Raw genomic sequence first — 20241 nt, 5'->3', positions numbered from 1 at the left:
GTTCCCCCTTACTGCAATTTTTTCGGTGTGAAGAAAGACAGCATATGCTCAGGCTTACGATGGGTTTGTCCTGAAGACGATCCGAACACCAAGTTTTTCTCCTCAACCTCATCCGGCCAAAACCGGGCTCTATTCCAGATAATGCGATTGAAACGAGGTTCCAGTGTTGCTTTATTTGGGTCTGGTACACCTTCATTGCTGACAAGGATATGAGCGTTATTTCCTCCGAGTCCAAACGCGCTGACACCCGCACGCAACACTTTATTGGTCCAAGGTGTAAGTTCTTGAACAAGGAATAACGGACTTTCTTCAAACCGAAATCTCGGATTCGGATGCGGACAATTTAAACTGGGCGGGATCTGACCATGTACCATACTCAGCAAAACCTTGATCATGCTAACTGCCCCTGCTGCACTCAACAGATGTCCCACATTGCTTTTGACACTTCCCACACCGCAAAGATCCCCCTTTGTCATACTGGTTCCCAGCACTTGGGTTAACGCTTTAAGCTCAATGGGATCTCCAATGACCGTGCCTGTTCCATGTGTTTCTACATAATTGATTGAAGCCGGATCAATATTTGCATCCTTGATGGCACGTTCGATTAACGACTGCTGAGCCTGGGGATTCGGTGTGGTGACGCCCATTGTATGACCATCATTGTTAATCGCAGAGCCATCAATCACTCCGTAGATTTTGTCACCGTCCGTTATGGCCTGTTCCAATCGTTTCATGACGATTACTCCACAGCCCTCCCCAACCCCAATTCCATTAGCGGAGGCATCAAAGGTTTTACATTGTCCATCTGGTGACAGCACCTTTGATGCAGTCAGGGAAAGATAAGGGGTCTCGTCCAATAAAACTTCAACCCCACCGGCGATCACCAGATCTGCTTCCCCATTCTGCAAACTCCGGGCACCCAGATGGATGGCTGTTAGGGAACTGGAACAAGCGGTGTCCACGACCATGTTGGGACCTCTGAGGTTATATAAATGAGCCAAATGTGCCGTAATAAAATTTTGACCTGTGCCAATAATGGTTTGTTTGTTGTCCCGACGTATTTTGCTCATGAAATGACCTGTTCTTGCCCCTGCAAATACACCAACCTCAAGCGACTCAAGCTGACTCTTTCCATATCCTGCATCTGCAAGTGCTTCAGCGCTAACCTCAAGCCACTGCCTTTGCAAAGGGTCCAGATGAGTTGCCAGGGAATGATCCATTCCGAAAAAATCGGGATCAAACCATTCCAGCTCATCGAGAAAAGCCCCCCATTTGCTCATGCTTTTCCCGGCTTTGCCATCAGGATGGTAGTACGTTCTCCAATCCCACCGGGATGACGGAATTTCACGTATACTGTTTTTGCCTGTTTTTAGATTGTTCCAAAATTGTTCCGGGTTCACCGCATCCGGGAAATGACAGGCCATTCCAATGATGGCCACTCGGGATCGAGAACGATCTTTGGGCGGCTGGAGAATCTGTCGAGCCTCATGTCTGTTGATCTGTTCGGGAGATGTACGTGGACTTGTTGCGTATTTTTGCAGCAAAGCCCCTGTCAGTCCTGCAATCGTTGGATAGTCCAAAAAAAGACCAGGTTCCACCACAGGAATTTGAAGTTCGCGTTCCATCCGGCGTGCCAGCTGAGCAATCAAGATTGAATCCATCCCGAAATGTTCGAAGGATCGGTCCGGGTTCATTTTCTCGGGTTCAATACACAATTCCTCGGCGAATATGGAACTTAATTTCATCTGTAATATCTCGGATGTATCAGAAAAAGGAACACCACTTGTCATAGGTATTTCGGACATCGTTTCTGCTTTCACCACTCTGGAAATTCCCAATTTCCCCTCAGTGTCAATGAATTCGCTACTCACGATTGCCGGAAGCATAACTGCACCTGGTTGAGTGATTAGTGCCCAGTCCAGCAGCTTCAATCCTTCTTCATCCGTGATGCTAAGCAGACCGGTTTCGTTATAAGCTTGACTTGGAAACTCACCCATCCCGGATTCCTTCCAGTTCGGCCATTGGATACTGATGAGTGGACTGGTATGGGCATTCGCTTCGGCATAATAATCCATGTAGGTGTTAGCCATAGCGTAATCGCTTTGTCCGACACCAAGTTTCGAAATGGCTCCAGCCACAGAAGAGAACAGGACAAAAAATTTCAAAGGATCGTGACGGAAGCATTCATAGAGTGCTACAGTGCCTAATATTTTGGGAGACAATACGTTCCGAATCGACTCCAGTGGTTTACGAATAAAGGCGGGATTTTCCATGTCGGCTATGCCAGCTGCGTGAATTACTCCTCCGGCTACGCCCATCGTTGAACGTATGTGTTTTGCAGCCTCCAGAAGTTTCTCTTTATCACCTATATCAAAAGACAGTACTTCAATCTGAACGCCCTGCTTCTCCAATTCCAGGATACTTCTAACTTTACTGCCGATCTCATCTTTGTCCTCGCGTCGTGCCCCCCATTCATGTCGAGATGGAAATGGGGTCTGACCCATCAGAACAAGTTTACGGACCCCGTAGTGTCGGACGGCATGCTGCGCACAATGCATGCCTAGACCCCGTGTCCCTCCAGTGACCCAAAGAACGTGATTGGAGGGAAAAGCGAGTCGGTTTTGATTCAACTGCTGTATATTGATGTTTTCGAGTGTATCAAGATAAGCACTGTACCGCTGTCCTTCACGATAACAGACTTCCTGTTCCTTACCCGTATGAGTTAACTCCTGAACGATTTGTGCTGCGACATCAAGCTCACTGTCAGCCGGGTCCACATCGATATGCCGCGAAATAATATGTCTGTACTCACTTTGTAGTATCCTGTAGAGCCCAGCCCGTTCTGCTCCACCTAGATAAATCGATTTATTTTGGAAAGACTCCAGCCCCATAGTGACTCCAAGCAGCTTTAATTCTTTGTGACCACGGGTATCAATCATTTGTTGAAGCCTTGCTAACCAGTAGATCAGTTTGTCCAGCATCATTTCTTCTGCTTCCATCTTTCGCCCACAGCCTGACAGATCTATAAAAGCATCACAATTCATCAAAACATCGAGCAAACGTCCAGAGTCCTGCTCCTCCTCACTCACAAGCACAACCTGGCTGCCCTGTATCATTTGTGAAAGTTTATTGGCAAGCCCAACGGTTTCCAGTGTAGATCCAACCACAACTTTTCCATGCCCAGGATCAGGATTTGTAACTGCCGAATGCTTCCATTGCTTCAAAAGAAGCTTTGCTATTCTCTCCTCTTTGTTGTCAGAAGCAACATTCGAAATCTCACTTTTTACATCTGTTTCAACGGACCTCGTCGCTATCCCAGACCTCACCCAATATTTTTCCCGTGCAAAAGGATACGTTGGCAGAGGTATTCTTTTATACTTTTCTGTCAAATAAAGCCGGTTATAATCCAATTCATACCCTTGTACATACAGTTCTGCAATAGTATGCAGGTTTTCAACATATCGCGAATCATCTAATGATTCGGTAGCTATTTGTTGGATACATTCATTGCCAAAACGTCGAAGAACGGATTGCTCTTGGGAAGGCTGGCCTGATAAATCCGTCGTGTAGATCTGTGATGAGCCTCCGGTGTCCAGCCATTGTTCCAAAATGGAGGCCAGATCGTCCGAATGCTGGACTACACAGGCTGCCCGATGCTCCAAATGCCTTCTCCCCGTCATCAAAGTGAAGCTTGCACTAGCAAAATCAAGCCGGGCAGCCACTTTCCCGTAATGTTGCACCATTCGTCTCACTTGTTCCCTTAACTGTCCTGTCGATTGTGCAGACCACACCAATAGATAACCCGGTTTATGTATTAAAGGAGACAACTCTCCGGGAGGCTCCTCAATGGCAAGGTGAGCATTGGTTCCACTAAAGCCAAATGAGCTTACAAGTGCAGCCCTTTTTTGTCCGGGGGGTGTATGCCATGGAATTAATTGAGTGTTGACATAGAATGGACTTTTCGAAAAATCAATATCTGGATTCGCTTTGGAATAATGAATGGATGGCGGAATCTGTTGATGTTTCAAGGCCAATAATAATTTGATCACACCAGCTATGCCCGCTGCTGCAATCGAATGTCCCATATTGGACTTGATCGAACCTAGTGCAGCATATTGTGAACGACTTGTATACTTCCGGAAACTTCGATTCAGCGCATCGAATTCAATGGGATCACCCAACTTCGTTCCAGTACCATGTGCTTCAACCAATTGGATCTGCTCCGGATTAACACCGAACTGGTCGTATAACTGGCGTTCCAGTCTTTCCTGCGAAGCTCTACTAGGGGCTGTGATACCATTGGTACTCCCATCCTGATTGATACAGCTGCCTTTGATGATCCCGTGTACATGATCGCCATCTCGGATGGCATCCTCCAGCCGTTTGAGCAACACGGCTCCAACACCTTCACCCGGTACAAAACCGTCTGCACGTTCATCAAAGCTATGACACCTTCCAGCAGGGGACAACATGCCCGCCCGACTAGCAGAATTATAAAAATCAGGCGTCGATTGCACAAACACTCCACCTGCCAGAGCAAGCTCCACTTCCCCTGACCATAGAGCTTGACAAGCCAGATGAATGGCAACCAACGAACTAGAACATGCGGTATCCACTGCGATTGCTGGCCCCTGTAAATTCAGAAAATAGGATACCCGGGCAGGTACGATGGATGCAGCATTACCCCAAAAAGCTTGTGCAGGTGCCTGTTCACCGACCAACTTCTCATAGTCTCCTCCGCAATATCCGGTGTAGACTCCGCATTTGCGGCCATGAATCAGTTCCCCTGCATATCCAGCGTGTTCAAGGGTTTTCCACGATTCCTCCAGAAACAATCGCTGCTGTGGGTCCATATGCATTGCTTCAACATTGGAAATTTTGAAAAACAAGGGGTCAAAACAGTCGCTATCTTCCAAAAAAGCTCCATGATTATTTTCCGTTTTCTCTACGGATGATCCTGTCTGTTCCGAAGTCCACCGCGCCCCACGCTGAATCAAGTCATGACCTGCGGCCAAATGCTCCCATAATTCATCCACATTATCCGATTGCGGGAATCTGCCGCTGTAGCCAATGATCGCAATATCCTTGTGTCTGTTGTTGGAACCGGGGGATGTTATATCGCCATCGGAATGACTCTCCATGGCATCATCCAACGTGAACTCTCGCTCTTCACTAATCCGTTCAGTTCGTTGAACGTCGGGCTTCTCGGCACTGCAACCTCCATGAAACTCCATTTGTTGTTCTGGCTCCAGCGGTTTCTCCTGATACATAGGGGCAATATACTGTGCAAGCAGGTTGACACAAGGAAAATCAAAAATATCAGTGGTGAACAGCTCCGTTCCCAATCGTTCATTAATCGAATGAATTAATCGAACACCCGTTATGGAGTCAACCCCATAATCGGAAAAAGCCTCCTCATGGTCGATAAGCTGTGCCTCCACTTTCAAAGATTCGCATAGTGCCCGAACAAGCACTTCCTTTATGTACTTCAGTTTTTCTTCGGATGAACGTGAACTCTCCAATTCAGGTAACCGGATTTCTGACGGTTTTTCCTGCATATTCTGCGAATTACGGCTCGTTTGACTTTGGACCTGATGTTTTACCGTTTGCTCATGTTTCAAGGTTTGCTGACGTACCACGCCATTGCTTGTCCCCATTATCACTTGCTGGCCCTTGAATTCGTCAGTGTGAGCCAGTAACTGAACTTCCCCGAACCCCTCGGATAACAATACGTTTTTCCAAGTTTCCTGTTCAAGCAAAGGTCCTCCGGAAATACGCAGAGCAGGGTCCACATAGCTCCACCACCCATCCAATAACCCAAACGTAAGGTGATTCATAAGCGTATTTTCGGTAATTTCATTAATCAAAAAGACACCCTTACAACGGAGCAATGCCTTAACATTCCTTAAGGCAAGGCGAATATTAGGAGCAGCATGCATGACATTAGTTGCTATCGCTATATCATAGGTCCCCGCTTGCAAAGATTGGGTGGACACCGGTTTGGACAAATCAAACGTTCCGTATGTAAGGTACGGATAACGCGGGCCATATACCTTTTGGGCATGACTTAAAAAAGCCTGGGAAAGATCCGTATAACAGTATTCCAGAATATGGGGATAAAAATCATTCAGACGGTTAAAAACTGCCTGGCTCGTGCCTCCTGTTCCAGCTCCGATCTCCACAAGGCGAATATGTGCACTCGGCTCCCGCACAAGTTGCTGTTTTATAATAGCTGCAACCCGATCTGCCAAAACGGCATTGAAATAATCGGCAGCAGGATTGTTCATGTAAATGTTCTCCACCAGATGCATGGAACTATTCGGAAAAATAATGTCGGTTGCGGACTTCTGACCAGTCAAAATGTCCGGCAGTGCTCGGAGCGTGGCATCCAGCAGTGGAATGTAGGAAGACACATTTGGATCGGATAGCCACAGCAATTTTTTCCTATCCCATTCCTTCCATGCATGAGCCAGGTCCGTATCGTTGGTCTGAATCAAGGGATTTACAGCGTCAGTAGAGGTGCAATAACCGTATTTTCGCAAATAAAGGAAACTCTCCCGCCACCATCTTTCGTAACGCTCGATCAATGAATCAGGTATTTCTGCTACAGCTGCATCTTCACCCCGGAAATTACTCAAAAGTCCTGCAGCATGCAGTCTGCCCCATAATAATTGACCCAACAACTCTTTCAGTTCTGTCATTACACGTTCCCCCCACCGTCTGATAATCCCCGCTCTTCAGACCCCTGTTATATAACCTGAGACGGTACAGCCCCCTGATAGACCATAATGGATTCTTCTTCATCTAAGATCTGTATATCTACCAAAGACTGTTTCTTTATCAATGCAATCTGATCCAGCACACCATTCATCAGTACATCTAGAGCCTCCATCGCTTCAGGAGCTTCGATTGAACCTTGTCCTGCTTTCGCCATGCGTGTCTTATAATATTCAGAACGTACCGAACCCACACTTCCCCAATATCCCCAGTTCATCACTTTGATAGGAAAATCACAGCACTGTCTCAAAAATTGGGCAAATACATCTTTGAACGTACAGCCGGCTACGTAATTCGCCTGTCCGGCCGAATTCAAAAAGGAATTCATGGACGAAAAAAAGAGTACAAAGTCAGGCGACTCTCCGATACACGCTTTGGCTATATTGATGCTGATGTCTACCTTGGTGGAATAAGCTTTCCGAAAAGAAGCTTCGTCCATATATTCCAGACTGCGATCCTCCAACACGATGGCAGAATGAATAAAACCATTAATGGCTTGATGATTCCGCCTAATATTTATACATGCCTGACGCATTGCTTCTGAATCCGTTGCATTAACAGCCATGTAACAGGGCGCGGGGCCAAGCTCGCCCAGCCTTTGCAATTTCGCCTGAATATCAGCATCCATTTCCCTTCTTCCCAGCCAGATGATCTGGGCTTTGTAATGCCGGATCATATATTCACTCCATGCCTCTCCGATTCCGCCTGCTCCTCCAATAACAACGTATACACCCCCATGGCGATAGGAATGAGACTGCCCGGAACTCACAGGAGAATATGTAACGGGCACAAGTTGTTGACGAAACCATTCGCCTTGTCGGTTTACATATGGGAATCCATAGGAATCAGCAGACAGCGAAAACAATTCGTACATATTCTTATCATTCAACTGATCCAAATCCACCTGTCTAACCTTCCATCCGGGTCGTTCTTTGCACAGGACTCCTATAAGACCATGTATCCCGGCATGAGTGGGATCAACGGAATCAAGTGTATGAATGGCGTTTGCCCGCATCGTGATTACAGTCCATTCCATGCTCCGATTCCCATATCCATTCTGAAAAAGTGCCTTAATCAGTCTGTATAGAAGAAACACGCCATCTTCCTGAGCCTCAACCATTCCCTTGACATCAGGCGAGCTTCCAGCCGTGATCGGAGATATCCACACCATATGACGAAGGTTCATGATTAGGTTTAGTTGTTCAGAGATGCGCATGATCGAATCCTGTGGATTCAAAACGATCATCTCGGCATGTGGCAGGTGTTTGAGCAGCTGGGTCAAGTACGAGCTCTTCGTACCTACCAAGCATATTTCTCCCGGGAGATCGTTGAGTACACGTTCATGTTCATACAAGCCGATTGTCTGCTCTTTCCATACAGGGGCCAACATTTGTAACTCGTAAGTCTCCACACCTTTAGTTTCTTCAAGATCTGGAACTTTCGACTCAGGTCTTCTAAAACGCATTGCCCTAACGGATACCCGTACATCACCCTTCACACTAAACAAATCTATGTCATATTCGGTATCCGCGTGCACAGCAGCGCTGCCACTCTCCTGATGGACTCGGACATGAGCCCACATCTCAGCTTCACAGGAGCCAATGATTTGAATTTGTTGTATAGAGAAGGGCAACAAAGGCGTATCTTGCTGCTCGTCCTGAATACTTCCCGAAGTACTTAGCCAGATCCCGATTGCAGCCTGAAAAGCGTTATCCAGAAGTCCGGGATGAATGGTGCCGTCCTGATATCCATCCATAATACCCGGAGGCAAGGCAATTCTGGCCAGAGCTTGATCATGACCCACTGCTACAGATTTCAGACCCTGGAAGTCTGGACCATACTGCATACCCCTGGCTGAAAAAAAGGAATAACATTGCTCTGATGTAAAATTTCCCAGACTACAGCTGCTCAGGATAGTCTCCATTTCGTATGTTTTACGTACTTCACGCTTGGTTATCACAGCAGTCCCTTGGCTAAAAACCACGGTGTTTGTCTCATCCCCCTGAGAACTAGTTGGAGAATGAACGGTGACCTCAATAAATCCATTCGAAGATGGTTTAAGAAGTATTTGAAGCCTTCCCATGCCTTTTTTGGCGACAACAGGTTTGAGCCATACGAGCTTTTTAAGGCTGATTTGTTCGCCCTCTCCTGGTTGAGCAGCCATCATGACAGCGGCTCTGATCAATTCAATATGAGCTGAGGCAGGCAATACGTTATATCCGTTTATTTCGTGATCCCGAAAAAAGGATTCTTGTCCAGTAAATGCAAATTCGTAGCTGTATGCGCGAAAATCCGATCTATTTTCCAGCTTCATCATGAATCTGTTGTCCACTCCCGACCGATGAATCTCTTGGCTTTCTATCCGTTTGACTGGATTAGGAAGCCAGTGCCGTGTCTCTGCAAACGGATAAGTCGGGATGGAAATTTTCCGTTTCCGTTCTCCTTTATCCATTGAAGACCAATCAATCCGGTTGCCAGTTACCCAGAGCTGAGCAAGTTTATGGAGCTCTGCTTCAACCATGAAATCCTGATCTGTGGAAGGCTGATGGTAAGCTATAGCCTGTTCATCTTGTGAGGGCTTGCGCTTGGTTACGCTCCCTTGCCAACATGGAGATAGATTTTCTGTCTCATCTGCAATAAACCGATTAAGCATTTCCACGGTGTCATCGATGCTTGAACTCACCAATGCAAGTCTTTCCTCCATCTCTTCCCTGCCCGTTTGCATTGTAAATGCAACATCAGCCAGGGTAATCCCATCCGTTTGACTCAGAAATTCAACGATTCGCCTCGCATATGCTTTCAATCGATCTCTGTTCTTTGCAGAAACGATGAGTAACTGGGGGCGATTGAATATAATCAGGGAACTGTCATGCTTAGTCACGTATTCGCTGATGACAATATGAGCATTGACACCTCCAAAGCCAAATGAACTTACGCCTGCACTTCTTGGGGCAGCATCATGTTTACGATTCCAGGTCTGCCCTTCCTTTACGATATAAAACGGACTGTTCTCCAACTGGATGTAAGGGTTAACTTCATTTAGCTCCAAATTCGGCAACAATCGGTTATGCTTCATACTGAGTACCACGTTGAGGACTCCCGCCACTCCTGCTGCTGCCTCCAAGTGTCCAATATAGGTTTTTATCGTTCCGACTGCACAGTGCGGAACGGAGGACTCAGAGGCAGAACCGCTCGGCTTACCATGCAACTCATCCCAGTCTTGAACCAGCTGAGAGAAAGCTTTTTTAAGCGCATTTATCTCGATCGGATCACCCAATGGGGTCCCCGTACCATGTGCTTCAATATAATCTACTGTCCTCGGATCAATTCCGGATCTGGACCATGCTTCAACAATAAGTTCTGCCTGTGCATTAGGATTTGGAGATGTCAAAGTGTTGGCATGTCCCCCATGATTTATAGCCGTTGCCTGAATTACTCCATAGATATGGTCTCCATCCGCTTCCGCTTTGGACAACGGTTTGAGCAGCAATGCCCCACTACCTTCGCCACGAACGTACCCATCAGCACCTTGATCAAAGGTTTTACAGCGACCATCCACACTGAGCATGCCTGCCTGATTAAAGGCAATCATCAGCTGTGGACTTGCGATAACACTGATGCCTCCAGCAACTGCCAGTTCACATTCTCCGTTGTGTATCGATTCCACTGCCCGATGAATGGCGACCAGTGAACCGGAACAGGCTGTATCCACGGGTTCACTAGGTCCATGCAGATTTAGAAGATATGAAATTCGGTTAGCCAGAATGGAATGAAATATGCCCAAAGCTGTATGTGCTTCAGTTGGAACGCCTGATTGGTGAATCAGGTCATAATAATCTGAACTAACCACCCCGACAAACATACCTGTTTTACTCCCGGACAACTCCGATGGCCTGTAACCGGCATCTTCAATGGCTTCCCATACAGTTTGCAAATAAATGCGCTGTCTCGGGTCCATCAACCCAGCTTCATGAGGCGAAATTCCAAAAAACGAAGCATCAAATTGATCAATGGCTTTCATAAATCCGCCCCATTTGATGTTGGTTTTGTTGACTTCTTTTATTGGGTCCCCATAATATTGATGCCAATCCCAGCGTTCAGGAGGGATTTCGGAAATGAATGTTTTCCCGGAAACCAAGTTCTCCCATAGTTCATCCATACTCTCGGATTGAGGCATGTGAGCGCCTATTCCAATAATGGCAATGGGTTCTTTATTCCTCCTATGGAGTTCGATAGGCTCACTTGCAATCTCATGTGTTTCATCATCACCGACCATATGCGGAGTCTGCAATTCGAGTTCAACGTGCCCGCCACTCATTCCATGATATCGGGCGATGTCTTCGCCATAAGCTCCGATTAGGTAGGTTGCAAAGGCCCCTAAAGTCGCATATTCAAACACAATAGGGGGCGTTAGATCAATGTTGTACGTTGCGTTGAGTCGATTGACAAAGTCAGTCGTCGAAATGGAATCAAACCCATAGTCGCTTTTATCCGCATCCAGATCCATTTCATGTACATCAACACTGAGAATCTGTGAGGATATGGTCAACATAATTTCTGAAGCCCTTTCTAGTAAAACCTCCTCATTTATGCTGTTCTCTAACAACATTTCTTTTGGAACCGAGTCCTCATCCGCAAACGACGTTTTCTCGTGTACCTTCTGAAATTTGGTTGCATCCCCGCCAACAATCACTAGCTGACTTTCCTTACAATGAAAAGCATCCTCAAAAGCCTGTATAGCATGTTCGCTGGATATCGATGAAACCCCGAGCGTATTTTCCAAAAAAAGACGATGGGTTGAATCTACTCCCATCCCTCCTTCCAACCACAGAGGCCAATTCAGAGAGAGCGTTTGACCCGAACGCATCCCCTCTTTGTTCAACCGATTCCGCTGACGGCAAAAACTGTCCATAAAGCCATTGGCAAAAGCATAATCACATTGTCCAGCGTTGCCCAGAATGGACATGACGGAAGAGCAAACGATGAAAAAGTCCAACTGTTCATGACAAGAAGCTTCGTCCAGCCAAACCGTTCCGTATACTTTAGGAGCGATAACAGCATCCATGTCCACTTTATTTTTGGATTGAAGCATTGAGTCTCTCAATACGCCAGCGCAATGAATCAGACCATGAATGCCCCCAAATCTGGTTTTGCACTCACGGATGAGATTAAAAGCGGACTCACGTTGCGATACATCCGCCGCAATATACACTATTTCAGCTCCAAACTTCCCTAGATCACACAATTGTTGTTCCTGATCCCTACTCAGAATGGAACGTCCAGACAAAACAATGACTCGAGCGGATTGGGCAAGCAAGGAGGCAAACTGGAGGCCGATACCACCCATCCCACCTGTAATCAAATAAACGCCTTGTTTATTCCACTCTACTTGTGAATATTCTGTTTTCGGCAGCGATAGCAATCTCTTCACATAACGTCGATTGCCCCGATAACGTACCTCTACCGCCTGGTCCCGAGCTTCCATCTCCTGTTGGATGAGGTGAAACATATCGACTGGTTCATTTCCCATGTCCAATGTACGACATGTCCATTGCGGGTGTTCCCATTTCACACTGCGCATGAAACTGCTTACAGCTTCATTTGCCGGATCTTCTTTACGATCGCTGGAATAAGCATATAAAAGATGTACTTTCTTTTTGTCAGCACATTTCGCCAGCCATCGGCATGTATAAAATAAGGTGTACACACCCTGGGCGAGCCACTTGTTCAATAGGGTCCCTTCATTTTCTGGAAGTACCGTACCACTCCATCCATGAACGACAGTATCAGGAATCCACTGTAATTCGGACAGCCTGTTGAACAAACGGTCAACATCCTCTTCCTGTCCCGGGCGGACTATAAATGTATTAACATCCTGCTCAATGAATTGATTTCCCTGTAACACACGAATTACGGAAGTGCTCTGGTTCCATTGCTGCATGTGTTCTTCACCAGAAACAAATAACAGAAGCCTTTCACTTTTGAATACGGTACGTTGAAGGTCTTGAATTTCCCAGGATGGATACAGGTACGTATTCTGATGCAGGTTTTTCTTATTGGAAGCCGAAGTATCATGCCGCTCTATTTCCTGTATAAGCTGGTAGGCTGTCTCTGATGAGAGACGTCGTCCCTTCACCATTTCAAGAATCTGATCCAGTGATAACATCTGATCTTTTCTCATCGTTCCTCCATATAAGTTAAGACATCAATAGGTTCAACCTCTCCGGCTTCCAATTTTCGCAAAAGTGTTTTCAATGGGTCCTTCGCATGACTCTTTTTGTCCTGAACCTGTCTTACTGTAAAGTCGCTCATTTCCATGCATATTAGTTCCTGCTCATCAAGCAGTACAATATCAAACTTGAATGCTTTTTCCCCTTGCGTACCCTGCTGCCTGACATATACACTCCCCTTGTCTGGAAGCCGCTTCCACCATTTGACCGCACCTATGGAATAGGGCATACAAGGAGCAGAGCTCACCTTTTGGGCAAGTAACATCGCTGTCTGCAGTGCGCTGTCCATCACTACAGGATGAAGCGTATAAGCGTGTAACTGTTCATAACAAGGGATTGGAAGGACAAACCTGGCAATAGCTTCGTTCTCACCCATACAACAGTCCATAATGGATTGGAAGGAAGGACCGTAGACCAGATGACTCTTTTCAAGTTTGCGATATACTCCTGAAATAGGGTCAACACATCTTCCTCTAATCGCATCGATATCCCGTTTAACCCTATAAGGATTGCCTTGTCGTGTGTCCTGTTTGTTGCCATCTGTCTTTATTCCATACAACGTCCCTTGCCCATAAACTTTTCTAGGGTTCACATCGTCGCCGGTCCATACGTGGAACTGAATTTTTTCCTGGGTTTTAGACAACGAAATGTTTACTTCAACAGGTTGCTCCATGACTATTAGGGGTCTTGACCACACCACATCACCAAAACCGATGACCTCCTGGATGCCTGCATTCTGCACAGCGGCTAATGCCATCTCCAAATAAGCAACACCTGGTAATGTTCGTTTACCGTCTACGCGGTGATCATTCAGAAAAAATTCTTTGCCTGTAAACAACGTTTGATACTTGAATTCATCCAAGGTTGAGGTATTCCGGCCGATCATCGGGTGCAACGCCCTATCCAAGCTGTTCTCATATACACTTGTAAGCATATATACATCGCTAACCGATTGATTAGCTTCATGAGCTACCGTATCATTATGGTCATGTAATCGATGTATTACAGACTCGAAACGCTGAGTAGGCAGGGCAAGCTTGTTAAATGTTCCTGAAGGGAACCATAGGTCCCACCTCACATTCACGCCATGGAGCCATAACTGACCGAGGATATTCCAGAAGTCATATCCCGCTTCATCCTCTTTTAAAGCAAGTTTCAGCTTATCAGGTGCGGCCGATTGAACTACTCCGATGTCAATGATCTTGATGTCTGACGAAATCTTCTCCAGATCAACTTGGCTTTCTTGTGTTTGATGCAGCCATTGCTCAACATTTACAATTTCGGGCACGTTATCAATTCGAGCACATAATCGGTTCTCATTGGGCTCCATATCCCTTTCTCGCTGTTTCAGGTTCATGGATTCGGCAACAACCTTATAGTCCACATTGGAATCCAAAACAAGCCGGGCGACCATTTCAGGAAGTAAGATGTGATCGTTCATCAGATCCAACATTTCTTCGAATCGTGGATCGGGCTCAGTCATTATCGTCAAATTCCATTTGCGGTTCAACTTCCTTAGGGAATAAGCCACAACGGTAACTATAATGAACAACTGCTGAGTGGAAAGCTCCGTACACATCAAGACATCAACAGGCTTTCCAAGCAACTCCTCCAAATTCCAATCGTCCCCACTTACTTTACCTAGAAGATTCGACCATTCATCTACATACTTTCTGAAGGTGAACTGATGAGCGATGAGTGATTGACCCTTAGTCAGATAATATTTAACCCGTTCGTGATCACTTACCATTGGATATTCGAATCGATCATGCTCGCTATTCCCAGAGTCCACACTTTCAATTTGCGAGCTACCCAACAAACGCCGGAGATAAGACTCGCCAAAGGACATCGGATACAAAATATCTTGCACTGTTGGGTCATAGTAAGGCAGACACGGACGATGTAGTTTAATGAAATCAGCTTCATTTTTTCCTGAAAGCCTCAAAAGGATTTCTTCGGGAGCGATCATTTGGTTTACGGCAAGAACAGCCCACATCCCTGTATGCTCCCCTGTCATCCATTCCACTTTTAAGCCCGCATCAAGTAAACATCGAAGTACGGCATATCCAGCAATGAACTGACAGCACGGAAGTGTCTCTTGCTCCCATGGTCCATTGTAGAACATCTGCCGATAGTGATCGGCAAGTGGACGATCACTATCGGCAATTTGATTCAGTAAGGATTGGATGATGTCCTCCACATGCGGTAAACCACGGGTTAACTTGCTAAATTGCTCATAGTTTATATAGGAAAAGTGCCCCATTCTTATTGCCCACTTTTGCTGCTTGGGCATGAAAGGACGACTTGATTCCGAATGCAACTCTTCCTTCAACTGCTGTAAATTGTCTACCATCACAGCATAACGATAAGGAAAAGCCACTCTTCCCGTGGACAATGTTCCACTAATATCACGCAGCGTACACTCATCAAACTCGGATGTTAGCGAGAATGCTCTCCACGATTCAAGCTGTTTTTCCAAATGCCATTTCGATTTGCCTGATAGCGTGAACAGTTGAGAACGGGCGGCGACGGCATCCTTCTGTTTGTTCGAGGGTGCAGTGCACCACTGTTCAATCACCAGATGTGCGTTGACTCCACCAAAACCGAAAGAGCTTATGCCCGCTCTTAAAGGTAAACCTTCGCCAGCACTGTTCCAATCAGTTAGAGCCCCCGCCACTTCAAAAGGAGTATTCTTAAAATCTATGATCGGATTAGGATCGTTAAAATGAAGGTTGGCAGGTATTTTACCATGTTTCATCATCATGATCACTTTCACAATACCAGCCATGCCAGCAGCACTCTCCAAGTGGCCAATATTGGTTTTTACCGAGCCAATCCGACAGAATTGGGTTCGGGAAGTATAGGCAGCAAATGCATTTTTAAGCGCTTCAATTTCAATCGGATCTCCCAATGACGTTCCCGTTCCATGTGCCTCAATATACGTGACCATTTCCGGGGAAATATCTGCATCCTGATAAGCAGCCAAGATGACGTCTTGTTGTGCCCTCATGCTCGGAGCAGTTATGGATGCGCTTCTTCCACCATGATTGCAGGCAGATCCTTTGATAACCCCGTAGATATGATTACCTTCTGCTAACGCATCTTCAAGCCTTTGAAGCAACAACACGCCTGCTCCATCCCCTGGTACATAACCATTGGCTTCCTTATCAAAGGTTTTACAACGTCCATCCGGACTTAACATTCTTGACTTGGAAAATGAGATAAACTTCCAGGGATGCAAATTTAGATTTACACATGCAGCTAAGGCGTAATTGCACTCTTTTCGTTGCAGGGCTTGTTTGGCTTCATGGACGGCTACTAATGAAGATGCACAAGCTGCATTTACTGATATACTCGCGCCCTTGAAGTCCATAATGTAAGAAATTCGATTGGCAAGAATACTTTCATAATTTCCAAGACAAGCGTAGCTATCTATCTCCAATTCGGGAAGGCACGCCATTTGGCGGTGATCTACCGTCATTACTCCGGCATAAACGGAAGTGATCTGATTCTGTAACCTTTGAAGTGAAATCCCGGAATCTTCAATGCATTGCCAGGAAACTTCAAGCATCATTCGTTGCTGTGGGTCCATATTTTTGGCCTCTCGGGGAGAGATACTGAAAAAGCGGTGATCAAAAGAATACACATCATCAAGCAGACCGCACCATTTACCAATGCTCTTATTCGGGGCGTCAATATCTTGAGAATAGAACTTCGATACATCCCATCGATCTGGAGGAATCTCCTTGACAGAATCCACTCCATTCGCAAGATTATCCCAAAACGTCGTATAATGATCAGCCTGCGGAAACCTGCATGCCATACCAACAATTGCAATATCTGTAAGGCGAAATCCTGGATCAATATCGGATGTTGGCTCCATGTTCTTCTTTTGTCGCATCATCACACCCCCCTGTCCCCACAATGCTAAAAGTTAGTTCATCTCAACGGCCATAGCCAATTGTTTCAGGCGCTCTTGCATAACCAAAACCGTATCTTCCATTAACTTTATGCCCACTTCAGCTACGCGGCGGTTTCTCCAGTCCTCCAGCGGTGTGCCTTTCACCCATTGATTAAAAGCTCCCAAGGCAGGACCACAGTGGATTTGATAATCGACCTGATGACCTGCTGTTCCTTCCATTGCAAGCATCGTACTGTGGGCAAAATACCACTTGAATACCAATGCCATTTTGTATTTGGGATTCTGTTCGGCTTTTTGTATTTCCTCCGGAGATCTATACTGAACGACCTGGCGATATACTTCTTCAAAGGTTTTTTTGAAATATTTGTTTTCCAGCTGCTGTTTGTTTTTTTCACTAATGTCATTTAAAGAATCATGCTGCCGGTACAAATCATAGAGCTTGTTCGCTCTGGCGGGGAAAAATACACCTTTGCGGAGAACCTGTACCTTGGCTCCAATCTCAAACATGTCTCCAGCAGGAGCATATTCCGTGTCGTGAATGTTCATATCCTGTAGTAAATCTTTGACAGCGTCACTAGTAGCTGCTTCAACCGTGCATTGATTGATTGAACCTGTTACGATAAAATCCGCTCCGAGCAAAAAAGCAGCTGCTGCTGCTTCAGGTGTACCAATACCACCGGCAGCACCAATGCGGACTTCTTTCGAATAACCGTACTTTTCCATCATTGTATTGCGAAGACGAACCATGGCAGGCAGCAGGACATACGCCACACCCGCATCTGTATGTCCACCCGAATCAGCCTCAAGGCACAGATCCTCTGCAATGGGTACTTTTTTCAGGAGTTCTGCCTGAACAGATGTAATCTTGTTTTCCTTCAACATCTTCTCAACCATGAATTCCGGAGCGGGGCTTAAAAATGCTTCAGCCACTTCAGGTCTGGATACTTTTGCAATAATGCGATTGGTTGCGGATACCCGCCCGTCTGATGAACGCTTCAGTCCATGGGCACGGTACTTGATTAATGCCGGAGTAACACCCATGAAGGCAGAAGCCTCTACTGTATTTACACCTTTACGTAGTAATAAGTTAACCTGTTCTTCTTCACGTTCAGGATGTGTCATTTGATGAAGAAGATTTAACCCATATGCCTGTCCATCCTGCAAATGGTGTTGTATATAATCGATTCCTTCTTCGATCTGCTTCAGGCTTAACCCCCCTGTGCCCAAAAAGCCCATCATTCCCGATTGCCCCACTTTAACAACCATCTCCGCCGAAGCAATGCCTCTGTACATTGCACCTGTCAAATAGGCCATTTTCAGATTATAGTCCTTTTTGAAGGGTTTCGAGCCAAGAGACTCGGCCAGTCGAGTTTCTTGGTTGCCAGGCTGTACAACGGATGATATTGGAGTATCGGGGTGGACTGCTGACGATAATGGTTTGACAGACATGTCTTCAGGACGATATACGATGGGTTCGCACTCTGTCTGAATCTTGGTAACCAGCTTAGTCAGCACATTGCCTGGACCGATCTCTTCTATTGTGTTTACGCCCATGCCCATCAGAACCCGTACCGTTTCAGACCAGCGAACCGGATGTGTAATTTGGCGGACCAAATTGGCATGAATTTCATTTGTACGATAGGGTCGGGCTGTATAATTTGAGATGACGGTCATCGTAGGAGCGGAAAATGTATAACGCTGGAGATGCTGATCGAATTGTTTGGCTGATTTTTCCATATAACGCGAATGAAATGCGCCGCTGACCCTGAGAGGGATATACATCTGTGCACCGTTTTGTTCAAAAATTGGTTTGGCCTGATCAATGATTTCTTGAGGCCCTGCCAAAACAATTTGGGTCGGGGAGTTCAGATTGGCGATATCCAGTTGATACAGTCCAAATCGTTGAAGAATTGTCTTCAATGCACTCTCGGTTAAACCGATAACCGCGGCCATCCCCCCTTTAGGGGCCATGCTCATGATTTCTCCTCTTTTATGTACAAGCTTCAATCCTGTAGCAAAATCAAATACGTCTGCGGCAAAAAGCGCATTGTATTCTCCCAAACTGTGGCCCGAAACCAAACTTGGCTTTCTGCCCGTTTCCTTGATTTTATGTAGATACATCATGGCATTAACAACAAACAAAGCCGGCTGCGTATATTCTGTCAGGCTCAATTGCTGAGACCGATCGTACAAGCACAGTTCCTGAATGGAAAATCCAAGAATATCATCCGCTTGCCGGGTCAACTCTGGAAACTGCTCAAATAATCCTTCACCCATGCCCAACTTCTGTGATCCCTGCCCTGGAAATACATATGCCCACAAAGGTTCATCCCCTCCAGTTTCATTCGAATTGGCGTAACGACTAATGATCTCTTCCACATGTTTTGCATCCTGATGGAAGGGAGTCATGGTTATATATGTTCGTTCCTTCCTGTGGCTAATCTGATTTATGAGGCTGGAAAGTGTACCCGAAGGCCCCAAATCCAGAAATATACTATCCGGTTTCTCTTCTCGTATATGAGATATCGCCTGAGAGAAAAGAATCGGTTCCTTGACAACTCGCCAAAAATGATCGGTTGATACCTTGGTGACAGCTTGTCCGGTCAAGCTAGAGACAAGCGGAATCTGGGGTGCATCGTAAGACAGCTTGTCCAGATAGGCTAAATACTCTTTGGCCGCAGGATTGATACATGCTGAATGGAAGCCATGAGTAACAGACAGTCTGACATGAGAAATCCCTTCGCCTTTTAGCCAATTCTCCGCTATTGTAAGCCCTTTCAACTCCCCCGAGATGACTAGATGATTTGACGAGTTCACAGCAACAAGCTCACACTCCGCATGTAGCTCCGGATTAGTGTCATAGATGTCACGACTATGCAATACAGCCAGCATGCCTCCCGGAATACAAGTCCTGTGTATAATTTCAGCTTGTCTATACACTGCTTCCAGTCCCGCCTTGGGAGTTATTACGTTGGATACAGCCGCTGCAGCGAACTCCCCCAAACTGGTACCAACAACGGTTGTGGGTATAACCCCGTTCTCCATTAATGTCCTTGCAAGCGCATATTCCAGCATATAAATGGCGGGATGTGTAATTAGAGTTTCTTCGAAACTATCAGAATAAGGCCGATTTGAATCATATAATTCCTGTATAATGGATCTGCCGCCGATGTCTTGAACCCAACGATCCATCTGCTGCATCCATCGGCGAAATACCGAATAACTCCGGTATAATTCTTTTCCCGCTTGAAGATATTGTGAACCCTGACCGGAGAACATAAAAACAATGTTTTCTTTCATATGCCACTCCTC

The 20241-nt window shown here is 46.0% G+C and carries 4 protein-coding genes; all 4 read right to left on the bottom strand.

What is annotated here, in order from left to right; genetic code table 11:
- Positions 1-8 precede the first annotated feature (8 nt).
- Genes NST33_RS12730 through fabD form a run of 4 tightly spaced genes read right to left on the bottom strand, consistent with a single transcriptional unit; the run spans position 9 to position 20229 of the window.
- The gene (locus NST33_RS12730) at positions 9-6701 is read right to left on the bottom strand and encodes a beta-ketoacyl synthase N-terminal-like domain-containing protein (RefSeq protein ID WP_339308075.1); all 6693 of its coding nucleotides are present in this window, start codon (positions 6699-6701) and stop codon (positions 9-11) included.
- 47 nt (positions 6702-6748) lie between these two features.
- Positions 6749-12958, bottom strand: coding sequence for an SDR family NAD(P)-dependent oxidoreductase (locus NST33_RS12725; RefSeq protein WP_339308073.1), 6210 nt, complete (start codon positions 12956-12958; stop codon positions 6749-6751).
- Entirely contained in the window at positions 12955-16911 is a 3957-nt protein-coding gene (locus NST33_RS12720; RefSeq protein ID WP_339308071.1) for a beta-ketoacyl synthase N-terminal-like domain-containing protein, read from the bottom strand. The genes NST33_RS12725 and NST33_RS12720 overlap by 4 nt, the downstream gene beginning before the upstream one ends.
- A gap of 30 nt (positions 16912-16941) precedes the next feature.
- The gene (fabD, locus tag NST33_RS12715) at positions 16942-20229 is read right to left on the bottom strand and encodes an ACP S-malonyltransferase (RefSeq protein WP_221824840.1); all 3288 of its coding nucleotides are present in this window, start codon (positions 20227-20229) and stop codon (positions 16942-16944) included.
- Between the last annotated feature and the right edge of the window lie 12 nt (positions 20230-20241).

This window comes from Paenibacillus sp. FSL L8-0435 (genome assembly GCF_037965655.1).
In the GTDB taxonomy this organism is placed as follows: Bacteria; Bacillota; Bacilli; order Paenibacillales; family Paenibacillaceae; genus Paenibacillus.
Note: the sequence above shows the minus strand (reverse complement) of the source record. Positions and strands in the feature narration are given on the sequence as shown.